The organism is Massilia sp. CCM 8734, assembly GCF_011682155.1.
GTDB classification, from domain to species: Bacteria; Pseudomonadota; Gammaproteobacteria; order Burkholderiales; family Burkholderiaceae_D; genus Telluria_A; species Telluria_A rubra.
Map to the genome: position 1 here is coordinate 1 of NZ_WHJI01000053.1, position 22,238 is coordinate 22,238.

Annotated in this window: 24 protein-coding genes and 1 pseudogene; 13 read left to right on the forward strand and 12 right to left on the reverse strand. The window is 63.0% G+C overall.

The window, feature by feature from the left end; translation table 11 throughout:
* Positions 1 to 120 precede the first annotated feature (120 nt).
* The 4 genes from fghA to F2P46_RS31510 form a co-directional block, all read right to left on the reverse strand.
* Positions 121 to 960, reverse strand: coding sequence for an S-formylglutathione hydrolase (gene fghA, locus F2P46_RS31495; protein ID WP_166897916.1), 840 nt, complete (start codon positions 958 to 960; stop codon positions 121 to 123).
* Positions 961 to 1,061: 101 nt separating this feature from the next.
* Positions 1,062 to 1,655, reverse strand: coding sequence for a chromate transporter (locus F2P46_RS31500; protein WP_166897918.1), 594 nt, complete (start codon positions 1,653 to 1,655; stop codon positions 1,062 to 1,064).
* Positions 1,652 to 2,227, reverse strand: a complete 576-nt coding sequence (locus F2P46_RS31505; RefSeq protein ID WP_166897920.1) for a chromate transporter — start codon at positions 2,225 to 2,227, stop codon at positions 1,652 to 1,654. The genes F2P46_RS31500 and F2P46_RS31505 overlap by 4 nt, the downstream gene beginning before the upstream one ends.
* A gap of 41 nt (positions 2,228 to 2,268) precedes the next feature.
* Positions 2,269 to 2,460: a hypothetical protein gene (locus F2P46_RS31510; protein WP_166897922.1), complete on the reverse strand. Its 192-nt coding sequence runs from the start codon at positions 2,458 to 2,460 to the stop codon at positions 2,269 to 2,271.
* Positions 2,461 to 2,700: 240 nt separating this feature from the next.
* On the opposite strand from F2P46_RS31510, the gene F2P46_RS31515 reads away from it, so the two are divergent.
* Together F2P46_RS31515 and F2P46_RS31520 are read left to right on the forward strand one after the other, a co-directional pair.
* Positions 2,701 to 2,928: a hypothetical protein gene (locus F2P46_RS31515; protein ID WP_229509535.1), complete on the forward strand. Its 228-nt coding sequence runs from the start codon at positions 2,701 to 2,703 to the stop codon at positions 2,926 to 2,928.
* Between the two features lie 480 nt (positions 2,929 to 3,408).
* On the forward strand, positions 3,409 to 5,526 hold the full coding sequence (locus F2P46_RS31520) for an ATP-dependent helicase (protein WP_166897923.1): 2,118 nt from the start codon (positions 3,409 to 3,411) through the stop codon (positions 5,524 to 5,526).
* A 22-nt stretch (positions 5,527 to 5,548) separates the two neighbouring features.
* On the opposite strand, the gene F2P46_RS31525 is transcribed toward F2P46_RS31520, so the two are convergent.
* Together F2P46_RS31525 and F2P46_RS31530 are read right to left on the reverse strand one after the other, a co-directional pair.
* On the reverse strand, positions 5,549 to 6,439 hold the full coding sequence (locus F2P46_RS31525) for a PAS domain S-box protein (RefSeq protein WP_166897925.1): 891 nt from the start codon (positions 6,437 to 6,439) through the stop codon (positions 5,549 to 5,551).
* Between the two features lie 276 nt (positions 6,440 to 6,715).
* Positions 6,716 to 7,315, reverse strand: coding sequence for a hydrolase (locus F2P46_RS31530; protein WP_166897927.1), 600 nt, complete (start codon positions 7,313 to 7,315; stop codon positions 6,716 to 6,718).
* A gap of 161 nt (positions 7,316 to 7,476) precedes the next feature.
* Here F2P46_RS31530 and F2P46_RS31535 point away from each other — a divergent pair, with 161 nt between their 5' ends.
* Positions 7,477 to 7,869: an ASCH domain-containing protein gene (locus F2P46_RS31535; RefSeq protein ID WP_229509536.1), complete on the forward strand. Its 393-nt coding sequence runs from the start codon at positions 7,477 to 7,479 to the stop codon at positions 7,867 to 7,869.
* Positions 7,870 to 7,897: 28 nt separating this feature from the next.
* Here the strand turns inward: F2P46_RS31535 and F2P46_RS38015 are convergent.
* Positions 7,898 to 7,999: pseudogene (locus F2P46_RS38015) on the reverse strand (IS5/IS1182 family transposase); the annotation flags it as partial.
* A gap of 205 nt (positions 8,000 to 8,204) precedes the next feature.
* Between F2P46_RS38015 and F2P46_RS31545 the strand changes: the two are divergent.
* From F2P46_RS31545 to F2P46_RS31555, 3 genes are read left to right on the forward strand one after another with little or no spacing between them, the layout of a single operon-like run.
* Positions 8,205 to 8,684, forward strand: coding sequence for a hypothetical protein (locus tag F2P46_RS31545; RefSeq protein ID WP_166897931.1), 480 nt, complete (start codon positions 8,205 to 8,207; stop codon positions 8,682 to 8,684).
* 41 nt (positions 8,685 to 8,725) lie between these two features.
* Positions 8,726 to 9,160, forward strand: coding sequence for a hypothetical protein (locus F2P46_RS31550; RefSeq protein WP_166897933.1), 435 nt, complete (start codon positions 8,726 to 8,728; stop codon positions 9,158 to 9,160).
* A complete protein-coding gene (locus F2P46_RS31555) occupies positions 9,135 to 9,596 on the forward strand; it encodes a hypothetical protein (protein ID WP_166897934.1) in 462 nt (153 codons plus the stop codon). Before F2P46_RS31550 ends, F2P46_RS31555 begins: the two co-directional genes overlap by 26 nt.
* Before the next feature lie 31 nt (positions 9,597 to 9,627).
* Here the strand turns inward: F2P46_RS31555 and F2P46_RS31560 are convergent, their stop codons facing one another.
* Both F2P46_RS31560 and F2P46_RS31565 read right to left on the reverse strand, forming a co-directional pair.
* The gene (locus F2P46_RS31560; RefSeq protein ID WP_166897935.1) at positions 9,628 to 10,959 is read right to left on the reverse strand and encodes a hypothetical protein; all 1,332 of its coding nucleotides are present in this window, start codon (positions 10,957 to 10,959) and stop codon (positions 9,628 to 9,630) included.
* A 240-nt stretch (positions 10,960 to 11,199) separates the two neighbouring features.
* A complete protein-coding gene (locus tag F2P46_RS31565) occupies positions 11,200 to 12,327 on the reverse strand; it encodes an MFS transporter (protein WP_229509538.1) in 1,128 nt (375 codons plus the stop codon).
* A 171-nt stretch (positions 12,328 to 12,498) separates the two neighbouring features.
* Here F2P46_RS31565 and F2P46_RS31570 point away from each other — a divergent pair, with 171 nt between their 5' ends.
* Together F2P46_RS31570 and F2P46_RS31575 are read left to right on the forward strand one after the other, a co-directional pair.
* Complete coding sequence (locus F2P46_RS31570; protein WP_166897937.1) at positions 12,499 to 13,425, forward strand: LysR family transcriptional regulator; 927 nt, start codon at positions 12,499 to 12,501, stop codon at positions 13,423 to 13,425.
* Between the two features lie 118 nt (positions 13,426 to 13,543).
* A complete protein-coding gene (locus F2P46_RS31575) occupies positions 13,544 to 13,831 on the forward strand; it encodes a hypothetical protein (RefSeq protein WP_166897938.1) in 288 nt (95 codons plus the stop codon).
* Here F2P46_RS31575 and F2P46_RS31580 read toward each other — a convergent pair.
* Positions 13,828 to 16,857, reverse strand: coding sequence for an EAL domain-containing protein (locus tag F2P46_RS31580; protein WP_166897939.1), 3,030 nt, complete (start codon positions 16,855 to 16,857; stop codon positions 13,828 to 13,830). The genes F2P46_RS31575 and F2P46_RS31580 overlap by 4 nt on opposite strands.
* Positions 16,858 to 17,059: 202 nt before the next feature.
* Here F2P46_RS31580 and F2P46_RS31585 point away from each other — a divergent pair, with 202 nt between their 5' ends.
* Positions 17,060 to 18,043, forward strand: a complete 984-nt coding sequence (locus F2P46_RS31585) for a sulfurtransferase (RefSeq protein ID WP_368737979.1) — start codon at positions 17,060 to 17,062, stop codon at positions 18,041 to 18,043.
* Here F2P46_RS31585 and F2P46_RS31590 read toward each other — a convergent pair.
* Together F2P46_RS31590 and F2P46_RS31595 are read right to left on the reverse strand one after the other, a co-directional pair.
* On the reverse strand, positions 17,955 to 18,632 hold the full coding sequence (locus tag F2P46_RS31590; protein ID WP_166897941.1) for a YceI family protein: 678 nt from the start codon (positions 18,630 to 18,632) through the stop codon (positions 17,955 to 17,957). The genes F2P46_RS31585 and F2P46_RS31590 overlap by 89 nt on opposite strands.
* Positions 18,633 to 18,668: 36 nt before the next feature.
* Positions 18,669 to 19,706 carry a type II secretion system F family protein gene (locus tag F2P46_RS31595; protein WP_166897942.1) on the reverse strand — a complete coding sequence of 346 codons (1,038 nt, stop codon included), beginning with the start codon at positions 19,704 to 19,706 and terminating at the stop codon, positions 18,669 to 18,671.
* Positions 19,707 to 19,738: 32 nt separating this feature from the next.
* Here F2P46_RS31595 and F2P46_RS31600 point away from each other — a divergent pair, with 32 nt between their 5' ends.
* The 4 genes from F2P46_RS31600 (at position 19,739) to F2P46_RS31615 (ending at position 21,939) form a co-directional block, all read left to right on the forward strand.
* The gene (locus tag F2P46_RS31600; protein ID WP_166897943.1) at positions 19,739 to 20,440 is read left to right on the forward strand and encodes a glutathione S-transferase family protein; all 702 of its coding nucleotides are present in this window, start codon (positions 19,739 to 19,741) and stop codon (positions 20,438 to 20,440) included.
* Positions 20,441 to 20,458: 18 nt separating this feature from the next.
* Positions 20,459 to 21,079, forward strand: a complete 621-nt coding sequence (locus tag F2P46_RS31605; RefSeq protein ID WP_166897944.1) for a glutathione S-transferase family protein — start codon at positions 20,459 to 20,461, stop codon at positions 21,077 to 21,079.
* Positions 21,080 to 21,343: 264 nt separating this feature from the next.
* A complete protein-coding gene (locus F2P46_RS31610) occupies positions 21,344 to 21,757 on the forward strand; it encodes a hypothetical protein (RefSeq protein WP_166897946.1) in 414 nt (137 codons plus the stop codon).
* On the forward strand, positions 21,754 to 21,939 hold the full coding sequence (locus F2P46_RS31615; RefSeq protein WP_166897947.1) for a hypothetical protein: 186 nt from the start codon (positions 21,754 to 21,756) through the stop codon (positions 21,937 to 21,939). The genes F2P46_RS31610 and F2P46_RS31615 overlap by 4 nt, the downstream gene beginning before the upstream one ends.
* Positions 21,940 to 22,238 lie beyond the last annotated feature (299 nt).

Consider the following 22,238-nt stretch of genomic DNA (forward strand, 5'->3'; position numbering starts at 1 on the left):
GGGACGGTCCATATTTCGCCGCTTTCTCGGCCAATAGCTCGCTATTGGCACTGCGAAATCGTCAAAATCTGGCCTCGCCCAGCTATTTTTTCGCTTCGACTCCCCAAGTCCGACAGGCTGCTAGCCTAACTGCGCCCGATGGAAGCGCAGGTGGTCTTCCATGAAGGTGGAAATGAAGTAGTAGCCATGATCGTAGCCGGCGTGCCGGCGCAGTTCGAGCGGCTGGCGTGCTTTGGCACAGGCCGCTTCAAAAGCTTGCAGATACAGCTGCTGTTCCAGGAACTTGTCGGCCAGGCCCTGGTCGATCAGAATGCCGCCGGGGAAGGGCGCTTCCATCGCCAGCATCAGTTCGCTGGCGTCATATTCTTTCCAGCTGTCCCGGTCGGCGCCGAGATAGCCGCTGAAGGCTTTTTCACCCCAAGGGCAGCGGGTGGGGGCGGCAATCGGTGCAAATGCCGAGACCGAGCGAAACAGGTCCGGGCGTTTCAACGCCGTCACCAGCGCGCCGTGGCCGCCCATCGAGTGCCCGAAAATGCCGACCTTGGCCGGGTTGACCGGCAATTCTGCCACCACCAGCGCGTGCAGTTCGAGCAGGTAGCTGAACATGCGGTAATGCTTGCTCCACGGCGCTTCGGTGGCGTCCAGGTAAAACCCCGCGCCGGCCCCGAAGTCCCAGCCATCGGTTTCGCCGGCAATGTTGGCGCCACGGGGACTGGTGTCCGGGCCGATCAGGATCAGGCCTTCGCGCGCGGCCACGCGCTGGGCGCCGGCCTTGGTCGCAAAAGTCTCTTCGTTGCAGGTCAGGCCGGCGAGGTAAAACAGCGCCGGCAGCTTCTGGCCGCCTGGTACCGCCGGGATGAAGGCGGAAAAGCGCATCGGCAGGCCAATCGCCGTCGATGCGTGGCGGTAAAAGCGCTGTACGCCGCCAAAACAGGAGTGTTCTGATAAGAGTTCGAGCATCGGTCGGTCCAAGTGGTGAATGATGGCGCAAGTATGCCTTGTCGCGGGAGAGTTTGTCGCCTCGACTTGTCGCCTCGGCTTGCCCCGGCGCGAGTGGGAAGCTACACCAGCTGCAGCCACCCTAACAGGGCGCCGCCGGCCAGTAGCCACAGCAAATGGAGTTTGGTGCGCCAGATCAGCAGTCCGCTCGTCACTGTCAGTAGCCACAGCGGCCAGTCGGTGGCGAAGCGCTGGCTGGCGCTGCCGAGGAGCCAGCTGGTCGAGAGCAACAGCGCGATGACGACCGGCGCCATGCCTTGCTTGAACGCGCGCACGGCCCGCAAGTCGCGGTTGCGATGGCCCCATTGCGCTGCGAACCAGGTCAGCACGGTCGAGGGCAGCAAGATGCCGAGCATGGTCACCGCCACGCCCAGGAAGGCGGCCCCGGTGCTGCCGGCGTTCATGCCGACTTGCCAGCCCATCAGCGCGACGAACAGCACGTTCGGCCCCGGCGCGGCCTGGGCCAGGGCGATGGCATTGTTGAATTGCGCCTGGCTCAGCCAGTGATGCTGCTCGACCAGGTAGCGATGCATCTCGGACGTGGTCGAGATGGCGCCGCCGACCGACATCAGCGAGAGCATCAGGAAGTGTCCGAACAGGCTGAGCCAGTCACTCCAGCTGAGCACGATCTGCGGCACGATCTCGGGCGCGCTCATGGCCGCAGCCGGCGATAGGTGAGAAAGCAGGCCAGCCCGCCCACGCCGAACAAGACGACCATCAGCGGCAAGCGCAGCAGCGCCACCAGCACGAAGCCGATGACGCACAGGGTCCAGCACCACAGTTGCGGCATCGGGTTGTTGGAGAGCGCCAGCGACAGCTTCAGGCCGGTGGCGCCGATCATGCCGGCCGACACCGCCGCCATGCCGCGCAAGGCGCCGGCCACGCCGGGATGGTCGATAAAGCGCGCATGGACCAGCGCCAGCAGCAGTACCAGCACCAGCGGCAGGGCCAGCATGCCGGCCAGCGCCGACAGCGCGCCGGCCAGGCCAAAATAGCGCCCGCCGATCATCATCGACAGGTTGACCACGTTCGGTCCCGGCAGGATCTGGGCGACGGCCCAGTCTTCCAGGAATTCCTCATGGGTCAGCCATTGCTTGCGCTCCACAATCTCGCGTTGCACAACCGCCAGCACGCCGCCGAAGCCTTGCAGCGCCAGCAGGGTGAAGGAAACGAACAGGTCGGTCAGCGATTGCGGACGCGGACGCTCGGTCAGGGACGGATTGCTCATGCGCCATTATCGCGCCGGCCCGTCCGCCTGTCCATTCGGGCTCAGCCGCCGCCGATGCCGCGCATCACCCGGCCCGTGCCGCCGCATTCGGGGCAGGCGCTGCCGTCGCCCAGCTTGCCCTTGCCGCTGCAGGCGTCGCAGATGTCCTCGGCGGCGCCGGGGGTGCCCGGCGCGGCTTCGTCACCGGGGTTCAGGGTGGGTTCGGTATTGACTGTTTCAGTTGGGGTCGTCATGAGGTCCTCGGCAATGATGGGTGGCATGCGCACGGGTGCGATCCGCCATTCTAATAGCGCCCGACCGGGTCCGGCGCTGCGTTGCCGAAGACAAATATGGCGCGAAAAGACTATGTCCTAAGCATATTTTTTGCCATTTCGATGGAACCTTGACATTGACTTTGATCTTTATTGATGGATACTCGTTAAGCAACTTGGGTTCCCTTCGACGTTCTCGCCATGCCCTGTAAGGAACACAACATGAATCGACAGCACCCCTACGACAGCGGCGGCCTCGCCCTGGCCGAACCGAATTATCAACGCCTCGATCTGCGCCAGCGCGACATCGTCAACCATGCCATCTCGGTCCAGGCAAGCAGCAATACCATGTCCGCCATCGAGTACCTGAAAGCGCAGGATATCCATCCCGACGTGATCGAACGGGTGTTGCTGGAACCTGAGCGCCGGCGCGGAGTGCTCCACCATTGAGCGCTGCACGGTGGGGCTGCGGGGCCGGCGCAAGGCGCGCGTCGGATGCTGTGTGCATATCAGAATGTTATCGAACCACCCATCCCGAACTGCGTGCAAAACAGGCGGTTATGCACAAAAAAATCTTGTAGGAAATTTCTTATTATTTTTTACCGCCTTCTCCATTGACTTTGTAAGTGCTTGATTTATATAGGCATAATTTCTGCCTCACGAATGAGCATTTTGTTGAAACCCGCATCGTTACACGCTTGCGGACTGTCAAGGGGGGATTATCCACAAAGTTATCCACAGCGATTGTGGATATCCCAAAAAGTACTTTAGAAACGGCTACTTAGCGCGTGCATGGGGATGTTTGACCATCGCTTCGACCAACGCCACCGGCGCGGCGGGCGCGCGACGGAAAATATCGTCAGCGTTTTTACTTGCGTCATAATACTGTATAAATGTACAGTCATGTCAACTCCAGTTCGAATGTCCGATATGACCGCTGCTTTACACGCCGATGTGCCCGCCGACGCCGTTGACGATCCCTTCGCCAGTCTTAATCCCGCGCAGCGCGCCGCCGTCGAGCATGACATCGGCGTGGCCGCGGCCGATGCGCGGCCCCTGCTGGTGATCGCCGGCGCCGGTTCCGGCAAAACCAATACCCTGGCGCACCGCGTGGCGCGCCTGATCACGAGCGGCGCCGATCCCCAGCGGATCCTGCTGCTCACATTTTCACGCCGCGCCGCCAACGAAATGACTACGCGCGCCGGTAACGTATTGCACCGGATCATGGGCGTGCGCGGCGGCCAGGCACCGGCCAGGCTGCCCTGGGCCGCCCTTCCGTGGGCCGGCACGTTTCACAGCATCGGCGCGCGCCTGCTGCGCGACTACGCCGGCCGCATCGGCCTGGACGAATCGTTCACCATCCACGACCGCGGCGATTCTGAAGACCTGATGGGCATGGTGCGCCACGAGATTGGCCTGACCCAGACCCAGAAACGGTTTCCCCTCAAGGGCAGCTGCCTGGCCATTTACTCGCGCGTGGTCAACAGCCGCGATACGCTGGCGCTGGTGCTCCAGGGTACTTTTCCATGGTGTGGCGAGTGGGAAGCCGAGCTCAAGACGCTGTTCGGCGCCTACGTGGACGCCAAGCAAGAGCAGAACGTGCTCGATTACGACGATTTATTTCTGTTTTGGGCGGAGATGGCGGCCGATGCGGAACTGGGCCCGCACATCGGCGGTTTGTTCGATCACGTTCTGGTCGACGAGTACCAGGATACCAACCGCTTGCAGGCCGCCATTCTGATGGGCATGAAACCGGGCGGGGAGGGCGTGATGGTGGTCGGCGACGATGCGCAGTCGATCTATTCGTTCCGCGGCGCCACGGTGCGCAATATTCTCGATTTCCCCAAGCAATTCGCGCGGGAAGCGCGCATCGTCACCCTCGACCGCAACTACCGTTCGACCCAGCCGATCCTGGACGCCTCCAACGCCGTGATCGGCGCCGCGCTGGAACGGCACGCCAAGACCTTGTGGACAGACAAGGTCTCGACCGTCCTGCCGCAACTGGTGCTCATTCCCGACGAAGCCGAACAGGCGCGCTGGGTCTGCAACCGTATCCTGGAGCACCGCGAAACCGGCATGGCGCTCAAGGCGCAGGCGGTGCTGTTTCGCGCCGCCAGCCACAGCGCCGCGCTGGAGCTTGAACTCATGCGCCGCAACATTCCCTTCGTCAAATTCGGTGGCCTCAAGTTCCTTGAAGCATCGCACATCAAGGATGTGCTCGCGGTGCTGCGTTTTGCCCAGAATCCGAGCGGCAGGGTGGCCGGTTTTCGGGTGGTGCAGCTGGTGCCCGGGATCGGCGCCGCCACCGCCACCCGCCTGCTCGATGCGGTTGCCGAATCGGCCGAGCCGCTGCGCGCGGTCGAGCAATTCGCCGCGCCCGCCAAAAGCGGCGGCGACTGGGAGCAGTTCGTGACCCTGTTCCGTGCCCTGCGTGCGCCGGGCTTGCGCTGGCCGGCCGATATCGAGCTGGTCAAGAACTGGTATCTGCCGCACCTCGAACGCATGCATGACGATGCGCAGGTGCGCGTGGCCGATGTGGAGCAACTGGCGCGCTTGGCCTCCGGTCATGGCTCTCGCGAAACCTTTCTGGCTGAAATTACCCTCGACCCGCCCGAAGCGACCAGCGACCGCGCCGGGCCGCCCCATCTGGACGAGGATTACCTGATTCTCTCGACCATCCATTCCTCCAAGGGGCAGGAGTGGAAGTCGGTGCATGTGCTCAACGTGGTGGACGGTTGCATTCCGTCGGATATGAGCACCGGCAATTCGGACGATATCGAGGAGGAGCGGCGCTTGTTGTATGTCGCCATGACGCGCGCCAAGGAGCATCTGCACCTGGTGGTGCCGAACCGGTTTTTCATCAAGCAGCAGGCGCAGATGGGCGACCGCCACGTGTATGCGGCGCGCTCGCGCTTCATCAGCCCGGCCATGCTCAAGCATTTCGACGAATCGGTATGGATGACGGCCGACACTGTCCAAAGCAGGAAACCCATGCCCGAGAGCGTGCGCATGCTGGTGCGCGATCGCGCGCGCAACGCCTGGAAGTAAGCGGGGCCGCCGTCAGGCGCTGTTACACGAGCACGGTGGCCACCGCCACATATTCGTAGGGCGCACCGCCCGCTTCGCTCAGCGCCTGCACCGAGCAGCGCAGGTGCAGGGCGCCGCCATCGGCCGCTTGCGTGCGGATGTCGCCCGACCACGCGCCATCGTGCGCCAGCGCTTGCTCGATCTCGCTGGCGAGCGGCTCGGGAAACGGCGCCGCGTGCAAGGCATCGAGCCCATGTCCGATGAGTTCGTCGCGCCGTTTTCCGCTCAGCTCGCAGACTCTGTCGCTCACGTCGCGGATGCGCGCCTGTGGATCGAGCGTGATCACCAGGGCCTGTTGCCCGATCAATTCCTGCACCGCGCGCGCCTCGGCCAGCTGGGCTTGCAGCGCGGCCCGGTCGGCAGCGGCCGCCTGCAGGCCGGCATAGGCGCGCAGCGACGCGATCACGGTGGTGAACAATTTGCGTGTGGTCAGGTCGGCCTTGGACCAGAAATCGTTGATATCATAATCGCAGATGATGCTGTGTTCCAGCGCCTGGCCAGGCTGGCCGGTGCGCAGCACGATACGCACGAGTTCGTTGTGCAGATCGGAACGCACCTGGCGCGCCACCTGCAGGCCGGCATCTGGCGTTTCCATGATGACATCAAGTAGCACCAGCGCAATGTCGGGCGTGGCGCGCAGGGTCGCCAGCGCTTCCTTGCCGCTGTAGGCGTGCAGGAAGCTCAGGCGCCGTCCTTGGAACTGGGTATTGCTGAGTGCAAACTTGGTGACCACGTGGACGTCGACATCGTCGTCCACGATCAGGATGCGCCAGGGCGGTTTTTCGTGCGCTGGTGACGCAAGCAACTCGGACGGGTCGTCGTCCTCGATGAACAGGTCGCCGTTGATAGCGTCGTCGGGAGCGGAAGCGGGCATGCAGCCACACTATTCCAGGCGGCACGTTTTGTCAAAGACCACACGAGTTATCCCCTGTTTTGCTCTTTTGTAGGAATTTGCCGAATGGACAGTTTGTGACAATGCCAGCACCAGTTTTAAGTCCCTGATTTCATTCATGATTTTTTTTGCCTTTTGAACGGGCATTTTGTAGAAACCCGTTTAAATCCGGGCGTTAAGCGGCGCCGGGGGTGGCTTATCCACAATGTTATCCACACTTCTTGTGGATATCCTTAAAAAGCCTGAAAAATCCGGGGCTTACGGTTGGGCGGTGGCGCCGCGCCTGGTTTTTTTGCGTAAAGGCAATTGTGCCAGGTGTTTGACTTCCTCGAAGCGCTCGAGAAACAGCGTGTAGGCGCGCTCCGGGCCGACCGGGATAATGCGCTCAGGATGGGGCGGCGGCAGGTGACTCCAGTCGATCCAGGCGGCCGGCAGCAGGTCGCGCAGTTCGGTGGCCATGCAGACCAGGTCGGCTTCCTTGATCGCCGGCACATCGTCGTTGAAGCCGAAGCGCCGCCGCAATGCAGTCTTGATGGGATGGACCCGTTCCTTCACATAGTCGCGCCCCAGCATGACCTTGACCGGTGACGGCCAGTCGCCGAGGAATTCTTCGCAGTCATGCATCAGCGCGGCATACGCCAGCCCCGGCGGCACCAGGTGGGAACTCATCACCGAGTGCTCGGCCACTGAATACCAGGGCCGCGCGGCGCCGCCCCAGCGCGGTTGCGAGGCCAGGCACAGGGCGATGTCGGCAATCGGCAGCCCGCTCGCGTCGGGGGTGAGCAGGTCCAGCACAAAGCCGGACGGCAGCAGGATCGCCGTGCGTCCGTCCGGCTTGTTGAGTAAGTCAAATTGCATGATGACAGTGGTCGCGACGAGAGTTGGTCCTCTTGAAGTGTACTGTTTTTGCCAGGGCGGCGGCGTTTCGGACCGCCCGGCGCGGCATACTACGGGCTGCCCTCGCCGCAATGGTCCTGGCATGACCCCGGAAATCCCCCTCGATCACCTGAAGGAGCACGATGAACAGGCTGAAAAGACTCACTTTCTGGGGCGCGCACGACAATGACGACAGCCTCCCGCGCAGCGTGATGGAAGGGCGCAAGACCGTCACGGCCGAGACCTTGGAGGAGTATGGCAAACCCTATGGCGACTACGGTGACGGCGCTTACAAGCCCGGCGACCTGATCGAGGTCTATGATTTGCGCCAGCGCCTGCGCTGCACGATCAGGGCGACCAAGGTGCTGATCATTGAGTTCGGTAACATTCCGGAGGAAGTCTGGCGCGGTGAAACCTTTTCCAGCGCGGAAGAGTTCAGGGAATGCCACGTGCGCTGCCTGCCGCACCTGGACTTGCATGACGGTTTCGAGTTCGTCACGCTGCATTTCGACCTGGTCGATATCATTTTGCCGTAGCAGGGTCGATGCGGGCCATCGCGTCGATAATCGCTTGGCTGTCGCAGGGCGTCTCTTTGACGCCCTCATCCGAAAGGCCGAAGCACTGCTGGACGATAGACATGCGCGGCATGTGTTCCAGGCCCATCGGGCAATGACTGCGTCCATCGTCCTTGGGGTAGTACGGCAAGAGCGCGGCGGCCAGGGCCGGGCAGGCGGACGTCTTGTGATGGCAAAAAGAAACTCTACCGCCATGTCTGAATATACCGGCAGCACCGGATGCAAAAGGTTTAGCATAGTAAGCATATCGCAATCTTTGCCATCCTTTATCCAACTTCACCAACCGGGGAAAAATCATGCCTGAATCTCCTTTAACGCACGGCGACGTTTGTGTGGGTCTTGAAATTGAAGGATTGGGCCGTCTTGCGTTCACGTGGAACGAGGCCGGAAAACAGCGGGTAGACACAATTCGGGAGACGGCGCGCACGGGAAATATTGTTCCCGTCACTCAATTCGCTCAAACGTTCAAAAGAACAGCGCTGATACGGTCCAAAAGTTATGGCACGTACATCGCGGGAGGCGAGGATGCTCAAGCGACGGATAACCGCGGTGTCTATGCGGTGCCGGAAGAAGAAAAGCTCAACTGGCCAGCTTACGGGGAAAATAACCCTGCTGAGTTAGTTTCCGCCCCTCACCGGCTCACCAATGACGGTCTCAGATTCTTGCGCGATTCAATCCGCAAGGTCAAAGTCAAACAACCCGGCGCAAAAATCGCCGACAGAATTTTCACCACCGGGCTGGCTGCGTTGAATGAGGAACAAAAAAGAGCCACTTAGCAAATGTGGCGTTCCATGACCCGGACGCCGCTGGTCAGGTGATGACCCAGTGGGACAAAGAAGGAGCGGGCGCCGGCGCATATCAGACAACCATCGGCATTCCCGTGGACAAACTACTGGCTTGTGCCCGAAACGACGACCGATCGCCGGACGCGCTGGGCCTTCTGGTCTACGATCCCGGCAAACGGCAACAGATTCGTCAGCTTTTGCGTGTTACGCAGCATATAGCCGACGGATGCCTGAAGGGAACAAATTTCACACCTGCGGAAACCCAAGGCTTCGAACTGGCCTTACTTACAGATCTTTTTGCGCAAACCAGTGTTAAAGCAAAAGGGAGCGGGATGGAAAAGGATGCGCTCGGGATGAACCTGAAGGGTTATACGTCGTTCGCTGCCTGTGGATTCCCGGAAGAGCGATGGGAAGACGGACCCCGCTACGCTGAAATCGATCGTGGCCGACTACCTGAATACAAATGAGGTATCGACGTCCGTCAAAAAAGTCCTGGACGACTACAATTTCGAGAAAATCGGCCGCCCTGACCTGTCGGTCCAGGCCAGTGTGGAAAACGGACCGACGATCGCCAACTTCACGCACGCGAGCCGCCTATTCACCGTAATCGAAGCGCGTGAATCGAATGCCGAAATCAACGACCTCATGAAGAAGTTAACTGACACCCCGCCGCATCTGGCCGGCGCTCAATCGAACGCAATTGTCACGAGAACACTAGTTAGAATCAACAGCTATATTAACTTCATAGCCCCTGCGCCAGAATCGAGCGCCTCATCAAGTGGCCCCGTACATGACTCCAGCGCTTGCGCCGACCGCAGCGCGATCAGCGATGCCGCTGGTGGACCGCCATCCGCATTGGGGCCGGTCAATGGCGCGCAGAGCGAGGAAAAACATGCGTCTTAAGGAGCACTAAGAAAGCCGGCTCGTTTCAACGTTACTCGCGTCCTTTCGGGCAAGCCGTATCAGTCAGGGTGATTTTCCCGTCAGCAGCCTGGCACTTGTGCACCGAGGTCGCCGTGGGCCTGCCGCGCGCTTCGGGCGGACGCTCATCTTTATACGGACGCAGTAGCAAATAGTTCGGCGCTTTCCGCGCCGGTACAGCCGCGCAGACTTCACTCAAGGCTTCACCCAGCGTATTGTGCATGCGCTTGGTGACCGGGCTGCGGAATTGCTCCCCATCGTATTCAATCGAACGTTGCACTGGTTTCAAGGCCGGCTGCGCCGCTGCCGACACTGGCGCTGTACAGCTGATCATCACCTGTGCCAGGTAGCGTCCGTCAGGGCCGGAACCTGCCGTCCAGCCCACAACGGTCCAGTCCCGGCCGATGATGCGCCATTCCTGGTTTGCACAGTTGAGGTATTTTTTCCCACGTGCGCACAGGAGCTCGCATTGCTGGCGCTCCCCCTTGAAACAGGCCATTTCAGCCCAGTTCGTGGCCAGCTCATCGGCCGTATGCTTGCCCGCCTTGAACTTTGCCAGCGCCAGGCATGCATGCTCGTGCCCTGCGGAGCACAGTTGCGCCTTACTGTGCATCACATCATCGAGGCGCGGGTTATTGCCAGGGCAATCCCGGTAAGGATCGGCCGTGTACCAGCCAAGGAACAGGGTGCCCCGGTAAACCCTCACGCAGATGCCGTCGCGGGTGTCGCCAAAATCGAATGAGGTCAGGCGCAGCTGCGACAGGCCATGCGGCCGCGCACGATCGAGCTTCACTGTGAACGCCGCGGGGTTGACGCGGGCATCGGCGTGGCGCTGGGTCGTGACCTCGGCTGGCTTGTAATCAAACATGCAGTTGATGAACAACACGGCGCCGCTAACATAGGCGCTGCCAAATCCCATGATGCAAACGAAGTACAAAATATTGAAGCGCAAGCGCGATATCAGGCAGGCGAGCAGGAATCCGCCAGCCAGTCCCACCAGGATCAGCGGCCACCACGACACCAGCTCAAACTGTCCACTCAGGGTCAGGTGCAGGGCGTAACCGGGTATGAGCACGATCCACCCGACCTGAAACTGGGCTGAACCTTCCTCCTTTGGGCCAAGCGAGTAAAACTGCGGCAGCGTGGCGGCAAGCGCAATGGCGAACAAAGGCAGCGCGATCGCTCCCAGTGCGGTCAGCATGGCCTTGTCCAATCCCGCGCCTTGGTCATGCAGAGTGAACAGGCGGTAGGTGAACATGATGGCCAACACATACAAGATCGCACCGATCAGGCGATACTGCCAAGGTGCTCTGGAATCGGAAATGTCGGGTAGTTCTGGTGTCATGCAGTGTTCCTGGTGCGGTGTTCAATTACAAAAGGAGGGCGGTTCTCCCGGGCCATTGTCCGGCTGAACCGCCCTTTTTCGACAATATTCCCTCCGGTTTTATAGGTCGGGGGCGCTGATCAGCCCGACCAACGATCGGTCGGACATTATCCCATCAATGCATAGCGGCTGATCGGTCGACCAGCGCCGGGCATCGCGTCACCGCTTCAATCGGGACCGGGTGGTCGCGCCTGGTCGATATCATCTTGCCGTAGCGGGACGCGGGCGCGCCATCGCCAGCGCAAGCATGATGGCCTGCACGGCAATCCCGGCGGCGAGGTAGCTCAGCGACGGCAGGCCGAGCTGGGCAATCGCGGCGCCGCCGGCAATCGCGCCCAGCCCCGTGCCGGCATTCGCCGCCGAAATATTCATGCTCGCCGCCAACGCTTGCGCCGACGAGCCGGCCTTCATCACGCGCACCTGGCAGATCGGGAACAGCGCCGTGTACGCCAATCCCCACACGGCCAGCGCCAGCGCCAGCCAGCCATGCTTGCTAACCGCCAGCAAGGTCGCCAGCATGCCGCCGATTAACAGCAGCAGGAACACCACGGTCGCGCCGAGCGGATTGCCGTCGACCACGCGCCCGCCGATCCAGTTGCCGATCATGCCGACCGCCCCGAATCCCATCAGCCACCAGCCGACCTGGGCGGCGGGAATGCCGGCCAGCCGTTCGAGCATGTCGGCCAGGTAGGTGTAGGCCGTGAACATGGCGGTAAACACCAGCACCGACAGGGTCACGTGCGCCAGGAAGCGGCGGTCTTTGAAAATCGCGGACTGCTTTTCACCGGCCTTGGTGACCGGCGCCGGCAGGGCCGGCATGAAGGCCTGGATCATGCCCGCCATCAGCACCGATAGTCCCGACAAGATCCAGAACGTGTTGCGCCAGCCAAAGGTATCGGCCGCGAGCGTGCCCAGCGGAATGCCGAATACCAGGGCGGCGGAAATGCCCAGGTAAACCTTGGCCACGGCCCGGCCGGCATGTTTGGGTCCGGCAAGCTGGCCCGCTGTTTCGCTGGCGGTGCCCCAGAATACGGGCAGCATCAGGGCCGGGATGAAACGCGCCAGCGCCAGCACCCAGATGTTGGCGGACAAGGCCGCCAGCGCGTTCGAGGCGCCGAAGACCAGCAGGATCGCCACGAACAGCCCCTTGCGCCCGACCTGCGACAGGCGCGCCGTGAGGAAGGGACCGAACAGCATCACCGTGAACGCGAACAAGCTCACCAGTTGACCGGCGGCCGAAATGGAGATGTGCAGGTCTTGCGCCAGCGCCGGCAGCAGGCCGAGGATCAGGTATTCGGTGGTGACGATGACAAACGCCGCCACGGCCATGATGGCGATCTGCAGTCCCGCGCGCGGGCTGTCCAGCGCGGCCGCGCCCGCTGTCAGTGTTGATGTGTTCATATCTTTTTTCGGAAAGGAAACAGGCCGTCAGCGTATTGGCGAATCGCTTTCGTATTGATGGTAAGATTTACGGCTATCCATGACCAAACTTCATCAATCGTGTTTTCTTCCGAACGCCTCAAGGGGATCGACGTCTTCGTCAGCGTCGTCGAGCGCGGCAGCTTTGCCTCGGCCGCCGCTCGCCTCAACCTGACCAGCTCGGCCGTCAGCAAAAGCATTGCGCGGCTGGAAAGCCGCTTGGGCGCACGGCTGTTTGCCCGCACCACGCGGCGACTGGCGCTGACCGACGGCGGCGCCGTGTTCTACCAGACCTGCCTGCGCGTGCTGGCCGACCTGGAAGAGGCAGAGGCCCTGATCGGCGCCGAGTACGTGGAACCGACCGGAAGAGTGCGCATCGACCTGCCGGCCTCGTACGGTCGCCTGCATGCCTTGCCGCTCATCCTGCGTTGCCTGGCCGGCCATGACCTGCTGCTGCCGCACATCTCGTTTTCCGATCATTTCATCGACCTGGTCGAGGAGCGGGTCGACATCGTGGTGCGCATCGGCGGCTCCAACGCTTGGCCGGCGGCCCTCGGCCATCGTTACCTGGGAGCGGAACGCCTGGTGTTTTGCGCCGCGCCGGCCTATCTGGAGCGCAAGGGCGTGCCGCTGACGGACGCCGACCTCGACCAGCACGAGCGGGTCGTGTACGGCCGTGCGGACGGACTGGTCAATTCGTGGTTGTTCGCGGGCGGCGAGCAGGGCGCGATCGAGCAGCGTTTCATGCCGGGCCGCATCGCCGTGGGCGATGGGGAAGGGCAGACCGCGGCCGTGCTCGCCGGCCTGGGCATCGCCCAGTTGCCCACCTGGCTGGTCAGGCAGCATATCGAACGCGGAGCGCTGGTCGAGGTCTTGCCGCACCTGGCAACCGACGGTTTGCCGATGAACGTGGTGTGGCTCAAGGCGCGCCAGCATCTTCCCAAGGTCAAATTGCTGCTCGATGTGCTGGGCAACGGGCTGACACCCGCAGGGGCTGTGCTGCCCTGAACGCGGCGGTGTTGACGGTGGTCACCGAAAACAGCCGTTGCGCTGGCACTTGCATTGCCATTCAATTACTGTGACTGCGGCAACTTACTTGCCGTCTACCTTACACCGGAGAATCAGCATGGAATCACAAGACCTGGCGTCAACGATGTTCCTCATGTCGATGTTCGCGCTGTACCTGATGTACTTGAAGCAGGATGAGCAGTACAGGAAGCTCACCCGCCTCGAAAACATGCTCAGCTCGGTTCCCGGCGCGGGCGACGGGTACAAGGATGTCCATCCACGGGTCAGGGCCAAGATTGTCGCCGGCGAAATCAGCGCCGCCATCATCCTGCATCGGAGCATCGAGGCGATTTCATTCGGCGAGGCCGAGGCCGCCATCAGGACGTACATCGCCCGCCAGGATTAATCCGACGGCGCCGTGTCCGTGGCGAGCAGGGCGACAAACTCGTCGGCCGCCACCGGTCGGCTGAAGAAATAGCCCTGGACTTCATCGCAGCCGGCGCCGTCCAGATAATCGCGCTGTGCGCGGGTTTCCACGCCTTCCGCCACCACCGTGATGCCCAGGCCATGTGCGAGCGCAATCGTGGCCTTGGCGATCGCCGCGCTTTTCGCATCCTCGGTAATATTGCGCACGAAACTCTGGTCGATCTTCAGCTTGTCCAGCGCAAAGCGGCTCAGGTAGCTGAGCGACGAATAGCCGGTGCCGAAGTCGTCCAGCGCCACCGCCACGCCCATGCCGCGCAGCTCGGCGATCTGGGCCATGGCCAGCTCCGCTTCCTGCATCAGCACGCTTTCTGTCAGTTCGATGGCCAGGTAACGCGCCTGCATGCCGCTGGCGCGCAGCGCGCTGCTCACGATCGCCGGCAGGGTGCCGGCCGTGATCTGGTGCGCCGACACGTTGACGGCCACCGGCAGCGCGCATAGGCCGGCATCCTGCCACGCCTTGTTCTGCGCGCAAGCGGTGCGGATCACCCATTCGCCGATCTCGACGATCAGGCCCGAGTCTTCCGCCAGCGGAATGAATTCGGCCGGCGACACCATGCCCAGTTCGGCGCTGCGCCAGCGGATCAGCGCTTCCGCGCCGCACACCCGCATGTCGGCCAGCCGCACCTGGGGCTGGTAGAACAGGGAAAACTCCGAGCGCCCCAAGGCGCTGCGCAAGCGGTGCTCCAGCGCCATCCAGTGCAGCGCCCGGGTGTTCATTTCGGATGTGAAATAGCGGAAGCTGTTGCGCCCGCTGTTCTTGACGTGCGACAGGGCCGTGTCCGCATTCCTGATCAAGTCGCCCGGGTTCACGCCATCGAGCGGGAACAGCGCAATCCCCACGCTGGCCGTCACCACCACGTCAATCCCCAGCAACTGGCACGGCGCGGCCACCGTGTCGAGCATTTGCTGGGCGGCGGCGTTGATGTCGTCGTTGTCGTCCACGCGCGAGAGCACCAGCACGAACTCGTCGCTGCCGATACGCGCCAGGGTGTCGCCCGGATGCAGGCGCGCCAGCAGGCGCTGCGCCATTTCGCGCAGCAGCAGGTCGCCGGCGTCGTGCCCGATGCTGTCGTTGACCCGCTGCAAACGGTCGATATTGAGCAGCAGCACGGCAATCGCGCGCTGCGCCTGGTGCGCCGCCTCGATCGCCTGTTCCAGCCGGTCGTTCAGCAGCGAACGGTTCGGCAAGCGCGTCAGCGGATCGTGGTTGACCATGAATTGCAACTGCTCATTGGCTTCGGTGATATCGCTCAGGTCGGTGAACACGCCCACGTAGCCGGCCGTGCCGTGTTGCGCGCTGGCCACCGCGCTCACCGTCAGCCACTCGGGAAATACTTCGCCATTTTTGCGCCGGTTCCAGATTTCTCCGCGCCAATGGCCATCGCGCGCCACCGTCTCCCACAATTGCCGGTAGAAATCGATATCGTGCAAGTTCGAGCGCAGCATGCGGATATTGCGCCCCAGTACCTCGGACTCGCTGTACTGGGTAATGCGCTCGAACGCCGCGTTCACGGCCACGATGTTGCTGGCCGCATCGGTCACCACGATGCCGTCGCGCGTGTATTCGAATACGCGCGCGGCCAGTTCGAGTTTTTCGTTGGACTGGCGCCGCTCGGTGACATCCTGCAAGGTGCCCATCAGTGCGATGACATTGCCGGCCGCATCATGCACTCCCGTGCTGCGCGAATGAAAGGTGCGCTGCGGACCGAGCGCCGGGTTGCTGCGCAGCTCGCCCGCCCAGTTCATGCCATGCTGCACGGCCGACTCGACCAGATGACGGTCGTGCGGGTGAATTTGCTGAAGAAACACGTCGAGCGGCGGTGGCTGATCCGCCGGCGGCAGCCCCAGCAGCCGGTACATCTGCTCCGACCAATGCCCGCTGCGCGTCTTCAGATCGAGCCGCCAGCTGCCGATCAGCGCCAGTTGCTGCGCCGCCCGCAGCGCATCGTCGCTGTTGTGCAGCGCCTGGTTCAGTCTGAAGCGCTTGTGCAATTCGCGCAGCGCCAGGGAGCTCAGCCCGGCCAACACCACCAGGAACGCCAGCGACACGCCGATGTAGGCGCCGGCCATGCCGTACCAGTCGGCCAGCAGTTCGTCCTCGCCCAGCCCCACCACCACCACCAGCGGGCGCCCGCTGACGCGCTGGTAGAAATACAGGCGCCGGATCTGGTCGATGTTGCTGTCGGCGATGTAGCTGCCGGCGTCAAGCACGCCGGGCGTCTCATGGAAATTTGGGAAGAAGGTCAGGCGCTTGCCTTCGGCCATGCCGGCCGCCGGCACGCGCAACATCAGCACGCCGTCGGTGCGCACCAGAGCGACGATCCCATCCTTGCCGACCTTGACCGCATCGTAAAAGCGGCGCAAATATTTCGGTTCCAGCGCCGCCACGATCACCCCGCCAAAACTGCCGTCGGGGCGGTTGATGCGGCGGCTGAAGCTGATGAAGGGCACGCCCAGCTTGCTGATGATCGGCCCTTCGATGTGCATGCCGTAGGTCGGCTGCTCGCGGTGTATCCGGAAATACGCACGGTCCGACAGGTTGTAGCTGCCTAGCAATTTCTGGCTGTCGTGAATCATATTGCCCTTGGCATCGAGCAGCCAGATGGCGCGGATGAAGGGCAGGTTGGTGATACTGCTGTCGAGCAATTCATCGACCAGGCGGTCGCGGTCGGCCGGCCCGTGCGGCACCATCTGCACCGCCTTGATGGTCGTTTGCATGGCCAAGTCGACCGCGAAGATGCTGTCGACCGCCTGCTCCTCGAGCACCTTGACCAGCACGCGCGCGCTGTTGCTTTTTTGGGTGATGACGTTGTCGCGCGCCTGGACCAGTTCGAACACGAGGTTCGCGATAATGCCGACGAATATCAGTCCGGCAAAGCCGAGCACCAGCAACGTGACCCCGCGCTCGCCGCGATCTGCAAGACGAAGGGAAAAAATGGGGTTCATTGAATTGCACCTTGATCGATTGAACCGGCCTGTGTGGCTCCCGCTATGGCATTCCGGCCCCTGTTTTCATGTCTGTTATATCAGATCAGGCATGAGGAATAAAGCACGAAGTGTTGTGCTCGATGAAAGTGTGGGCGGGCGGTTCAGGCCAGTTAACGCGCGACCATTTAAAATAGCGGGTTTGCTCCCTGAAAAGTCCGCCGTGAATGCCCGTCCGCCCACTTGCCAAGCGCCGCCCGCCGTCCCTCGCGCACTGGCGCGCGCACGCGCGCTGATCGCCCCAAGCCAGCTGGCCGGCTTGCTGCGCGATCCGGCGGTGCGCTTGTTGGAAGCCGGCTGCGATGGTGCCGCCGCCTTTGAACGGGCCCACATCGACGGCGCCGCCTACCTCGACACGCGCGCGCTGGAAGCGCCGCCGTTGTTCAACAAGGTCGACGATGCGGCCCTGTTGCGGGTGCTGCTGGCGCACGGCGTGCGGCACGACACCAGCGTCGTCGTCTACAGCCGCAACCCGCTGGCGGCGGCGCGCGCGGCGCACCTGATGCTGTACGCCGGCGTGATCGATGTGCGCATGCTCGATGGCGGCTTCGGGGCGTGGTGCGCGGCCGGCTTGCCCGGCGTCGCCGGTCGCGCCGCGGCGCCGCTGCCCGCGTTCGATTTCGGCGCCCCCTTTCCCGCCCGTCCCGACTTCCTGACCGGCATGGCGCAGGCGCGCGCACTGCTGGCGCAGCCCGATTGCGCCCTGGTCAGCATCCGCACCTGGAGCGAATACACCGGCGCCACCTCGGGCTACAGCTACATCGAGGCGCGCGGCGAGATCCCCGGCGCGCTGTGGGGCAGGGCCGGGCGCGAGGGAGATGTGAACAGCATGAGCCACTTCCAGCACCCGGACGGGCGCATGCTCGATGGCGCGGCGATCGAAGCGCTGTGGCGCGCCGGCGGCATCCATCGCGCCAGCCACAACGCTTTCTACTGCGGCACCGGCTGGCGCGCCTCGCTGGCCTTCTTTTACGCGTGGGTCATCGGCTGGGAGCGCATCAGCGTGTACGACGGCGGCTGGTTCGAGTGGAGCGCCGACCCGGCCAACCCGGTTGCCATTAACGCTGCGGCGCCGCCACGATGCGAAACGCCAGTTCCATCGGATCTTGCACCGTCAGCGCGCCACCCATCACCGACATCGGCGTAATGCCGAAATCGCTCTGCTTGAGGATGAATGCGCCGCTGGCGGTCAGCCCGTCGGCGCTGCGCACGATCGTGGTCGGCACGTCCACCGTGCGCGCCACCCCGTGCAGGGTCACGGTCAGGCGCAATAGGTCACCCTTGCCGGCGGCGCGTTCGGCGTGCAGCTCCACCAGCGGAAAGCGCTCCGCGTCCAGCACCCGCGTGAGCATATTGGTGCGGGTGCCGGCGATGGCGTCAACGTCGGGCTGAGTGTTCAGCCCCGCCTTGGTGCGCAAGTCGGTTTCGTCGACCGTCATCTGATCGAGCCGGAAGCGAAAGTCGGCGCGGCCCGCGTCCGGCGCGACGAAGCCCTCGATGCTGCGGCTGGCGACAACGTGGTCGTGCCCCATGCGGGCAAACGTGCCGCCGCGCCGTACCGTCACGGTGATCAGCGAGAGCGCCGCATCGATGCGCAGCACCGGCTGGGTGCGCGCCGCTTCGTGGTACCAGCTGAAAACCGGCGTGGCGGGCGTGGGCACCGGCGGCGGCGCAGTCGTGCTGGCGCATCCGGCGACAAGGACCAGCAGTGGTAGGTAGGTTCGGATCGGTTTCATGGCACGATTGTGGCACGAATCCGGCCACTGCGCGGCTCACAAAGGCGCCACCGCGCCCAGCGAACTACTTAGTATGCTTAGAGCCATCCACAGCGCCACCAGCGCGTAAAACACGCGCGGCAGCCAAGCCATCATCTCCAGCTGGAAGCGGTTGATGGTTTCGCTTTCGCTGGCGGCGTGGCGGCGCAGCATCTCGGGCAGGGTGCCGCTTTGCTCGCCGGTGAGCACCAGCGCATGCAGCTGGCCGGTATCGGGCAGGCGCAGCGTATCGATCGCCTGCGCCAGCGTGGCGCCCGCGGTCAGTTTCGGCAGTATCGCTTCCAGGTCGGCGCGCACGAGGCGGTTCCCGACCGTCTGCAGCGCCACCGGCATGGCGTCGAACAGCGGCAGGCCGGCGCCCAACAGCAGCGCCAGGCTGTCGACAAAATCGCGCATATTGCGGCGCAAGTGCATCGGGCCGAAGACGGGGAGCGCCAGCAGGGCGCTTTCAACTCCGGCGCGCGCGGGCGACTCGCTGCCGGAGCCGAACCATTCGCCCGCCCGCGCCGCCAGCAGCGCCGCGCCCCCGAGCGCGAGCAAGGGCGAGAGCACGCGCCACAGATAAGCGCCGCCCGACAGCGTGCCGCCCGCCAGCGCCGGCAGCGGCTGGACGAACAGCGCGATCGTCAGGATCGCCACCGGCAGCACCATGCGCGAACGCAGCGTGGCCAGTTGCTGCGCCCTGGTGGCATGAAAATCGGCCAGCCGTTGGAAGGTCGCCAGCGGACTGCCGGCGGCGAACGCCGCGCGCAGCAGGCGCGCTTCGAATACGCTGAACAAGCCGCTCGCCAGGCCGGCGCCGGCCGGCTCGTTGCGGCGCGCCGCCAGCTTGCGAAAGGCCGCCACCCGTTCGCGCCCGGAGCGGCCCAGGTCGAGCAGCGCGTAGGCCCGGTCGGGCGGCAGGCCGGCTTTTTCCATGGCCGCCAGATGCTGGTAAAGCTGCGCGCGCAGCAGGGCGGGAAGAGGGCGGTGGCGGGTCATGCGGCGATTGTGGCACAGGGTGGGCATGGCCGCCAAATTGGCGCTATGATGCATGTTGCTGTTTCATCAACCCGGAAAGGAATGCCATGATCGATCTGTATTCGGCGCCCACGCCGAACGGCCACAAAGTCTCCATCGCGCTCGAGGAACTGGCGTTGCCGTACACCTTGCACACGCTCGAACTGAACCAGAACCAGCAGAAGGAAGACTGGTTCCTGGCGATTAACCCGAACGGCCGTATCCCGGCGATCGTGGACCGCGCCGAAGACAATTTTGCGGTATTCGAGTCGGGCGCGATCCTGCTCTACCTGGCCGAAAAGACCGGGCAGCTGATACCGACGGACCCCAAGGGCCGCTCGCAGGTCATGCAGTGGCTGATGTTCCAGATGGGCGGCGTCGGTCCGATGATGGGGCAGGCCAATGTGTTTTACCGCTACTTCCCCGAAAAGATCCAGCCCGCGATCGACCGTTACCAGGGCGAGAGCCGGCGCCTGTTCAAGGTGCTCGATGGCCGTTTGCGCGATCACGAGTTTTTGGCCGGCGACTATTCGATTGCCGATATCGCCAACTGGGCCTGGGTGCGCACGCACAAATGGTCGGGCGTCTCGATCGGGGAACTGCCGCACCTGGCGCGCTGGATCGACGCCATCCGCGCCCGTCCGGCCGTGGAAAAAGGCTTGCAGATGCCGCCATCGCCGCGCGAACTGAGTTCGTCGAGCGAAGAAGAAGCCGCCAAATTCTCGGCCGCCGCCCGCACCATGCTCGAAACCGGCCAGTCGCGCAACTAACTATTCGTAAGGATGCCCATGAAACTGTACGTCAGCACGTTCGCGCCCAACCCGCGCCGGGTCACCATGTTCATCGCCGAAAAAGGCATCGCCGGCATCGAACAGGTGATGATCGACCTGGCCGCCAATGAACACAAGAGCGAGGCTTTTGTGGCCAAGAACCCGCTGGCGCGCGTGCCGGCGCTGGAACTCGACGACGGCCGCGTGCTGTGCGAAACGCGCGCCATCTGCACCTATCTGGAAGGGCTGCATCCGGAGCCGAACCTGATGGGCGACGGTTTTGACGAGCGCGCCTTCATCGAGATGGCCGACCGCCGGGTGGAGATGCATCTGTTCCTCGGCATCGCCAACAGCGTGCGCCACACGCATCCGGGGCTGGCGGTGCTGGAGCAGCCGCAGTTTCCCGACTTTGGCGCCTCGCAGGGCGAGAAGATGCGCGAGCACGCGCGCTGGCTTGACGGCGAACTGGCCAAGCGAGCGTTCGTGGCCGGCGAACGGTTTACCGTGGCCGATATCACGGCCTGGTGCGCGCTGGAGTTTGCGCGCGGGCTGATGAAGTTCAGGCCGGGCGCGGAAGGCATGGCGCATTTGCAGGCCTGGCGCGACCGCATCGCCGAACGCCCGTCGGCGGGGCGTTAGGTGTTCAGCCGGTGTTACTTTGTAGGCACTGACCCTGTGTCCGTGCACTGGCGGTTATAGTCGCCATGCTGTTACATGACGCACTTGACCTCATTGCCCGCCGAACCTACTCGCACCAACCAGGTGTGATGAAAACGAAGCAAAGGAAGAATGGACCGAAGCCGCATAAATCGATGGCAAACAAACCGTGCTGAATTCAGTCGCTGCCAAGTCATCGACGAAGCGCACTTGCTCGATATCGGCATATTGCGTAGGCTACGCCTCTTGTTCGAACGCTTCCCGAGGAAGCACACCCTGGTGTTGCTGGGCCACCCGGAACTGATGTTCCGCCTGTCGATGATGTGCAACGAGGACATCAAGAGCCGGATCAGCTATTCCAGACAGGTGCTGCCGCTGCATGACGAAGACCTGGCCAAGTTCATCATCGCCGAACTGGCCGCCGTCGGACTGGGCGCCAACACCTTCGACGAGGCGGCCTTGCAGGTCGTGTTGCGGGCCGTGCAGGGCAATCTGCGGCTGTGCGCCAACCTCTGCTACGCCAGCCTGCTCGCGGCCTGCCTCGACCGTCAACGCATCGTCGCCGTTTCGCATGTGAACAGCGCCTTGCAGCAGCCGCACTGGCGCTCCCACGAGGCCTTGCTCAAGCAGCAGGTCAAGCCGACGCGGGGGCAGTCATGAGCATGCGCATCAATACCATTGTCACCCACCTGCGGCCCGACGATGCGCATACGCTGATCGAGTTCCTGTACCAGTTGCGTACGGTGCTGATGCAGACATACGGAAGTGACATCGAGGCCACGCTCCAGGAGTGCTGCTCGCAACACACGGCAAGCGCGGATGACGATGATGTGCTGTTTTAACGGCGTGCCGAAACCGTCGTAGCGTTGGGGGGCATCGATGCCCCCCTTTTTTCCGCGCGTTCGCTTCGACGTCAATTTGGCTCACGCTACGATGGCAGCTTGGTCAAGGTCGGGAAATGCTATGACAGCAATGTGGGAAACCAGGCGCAATCCTTCCGAATTGGTTCGATAAAAATTTGGCTCAAAGTTCGACGATACTGGAGTACGCAACACCAGTTTCACCGCCATAGTATTGCCCCATGAACCGAAACGGCGGTGCTTACTGCACGGCTTTTGCACATTGATGCTTTTATTGCTAC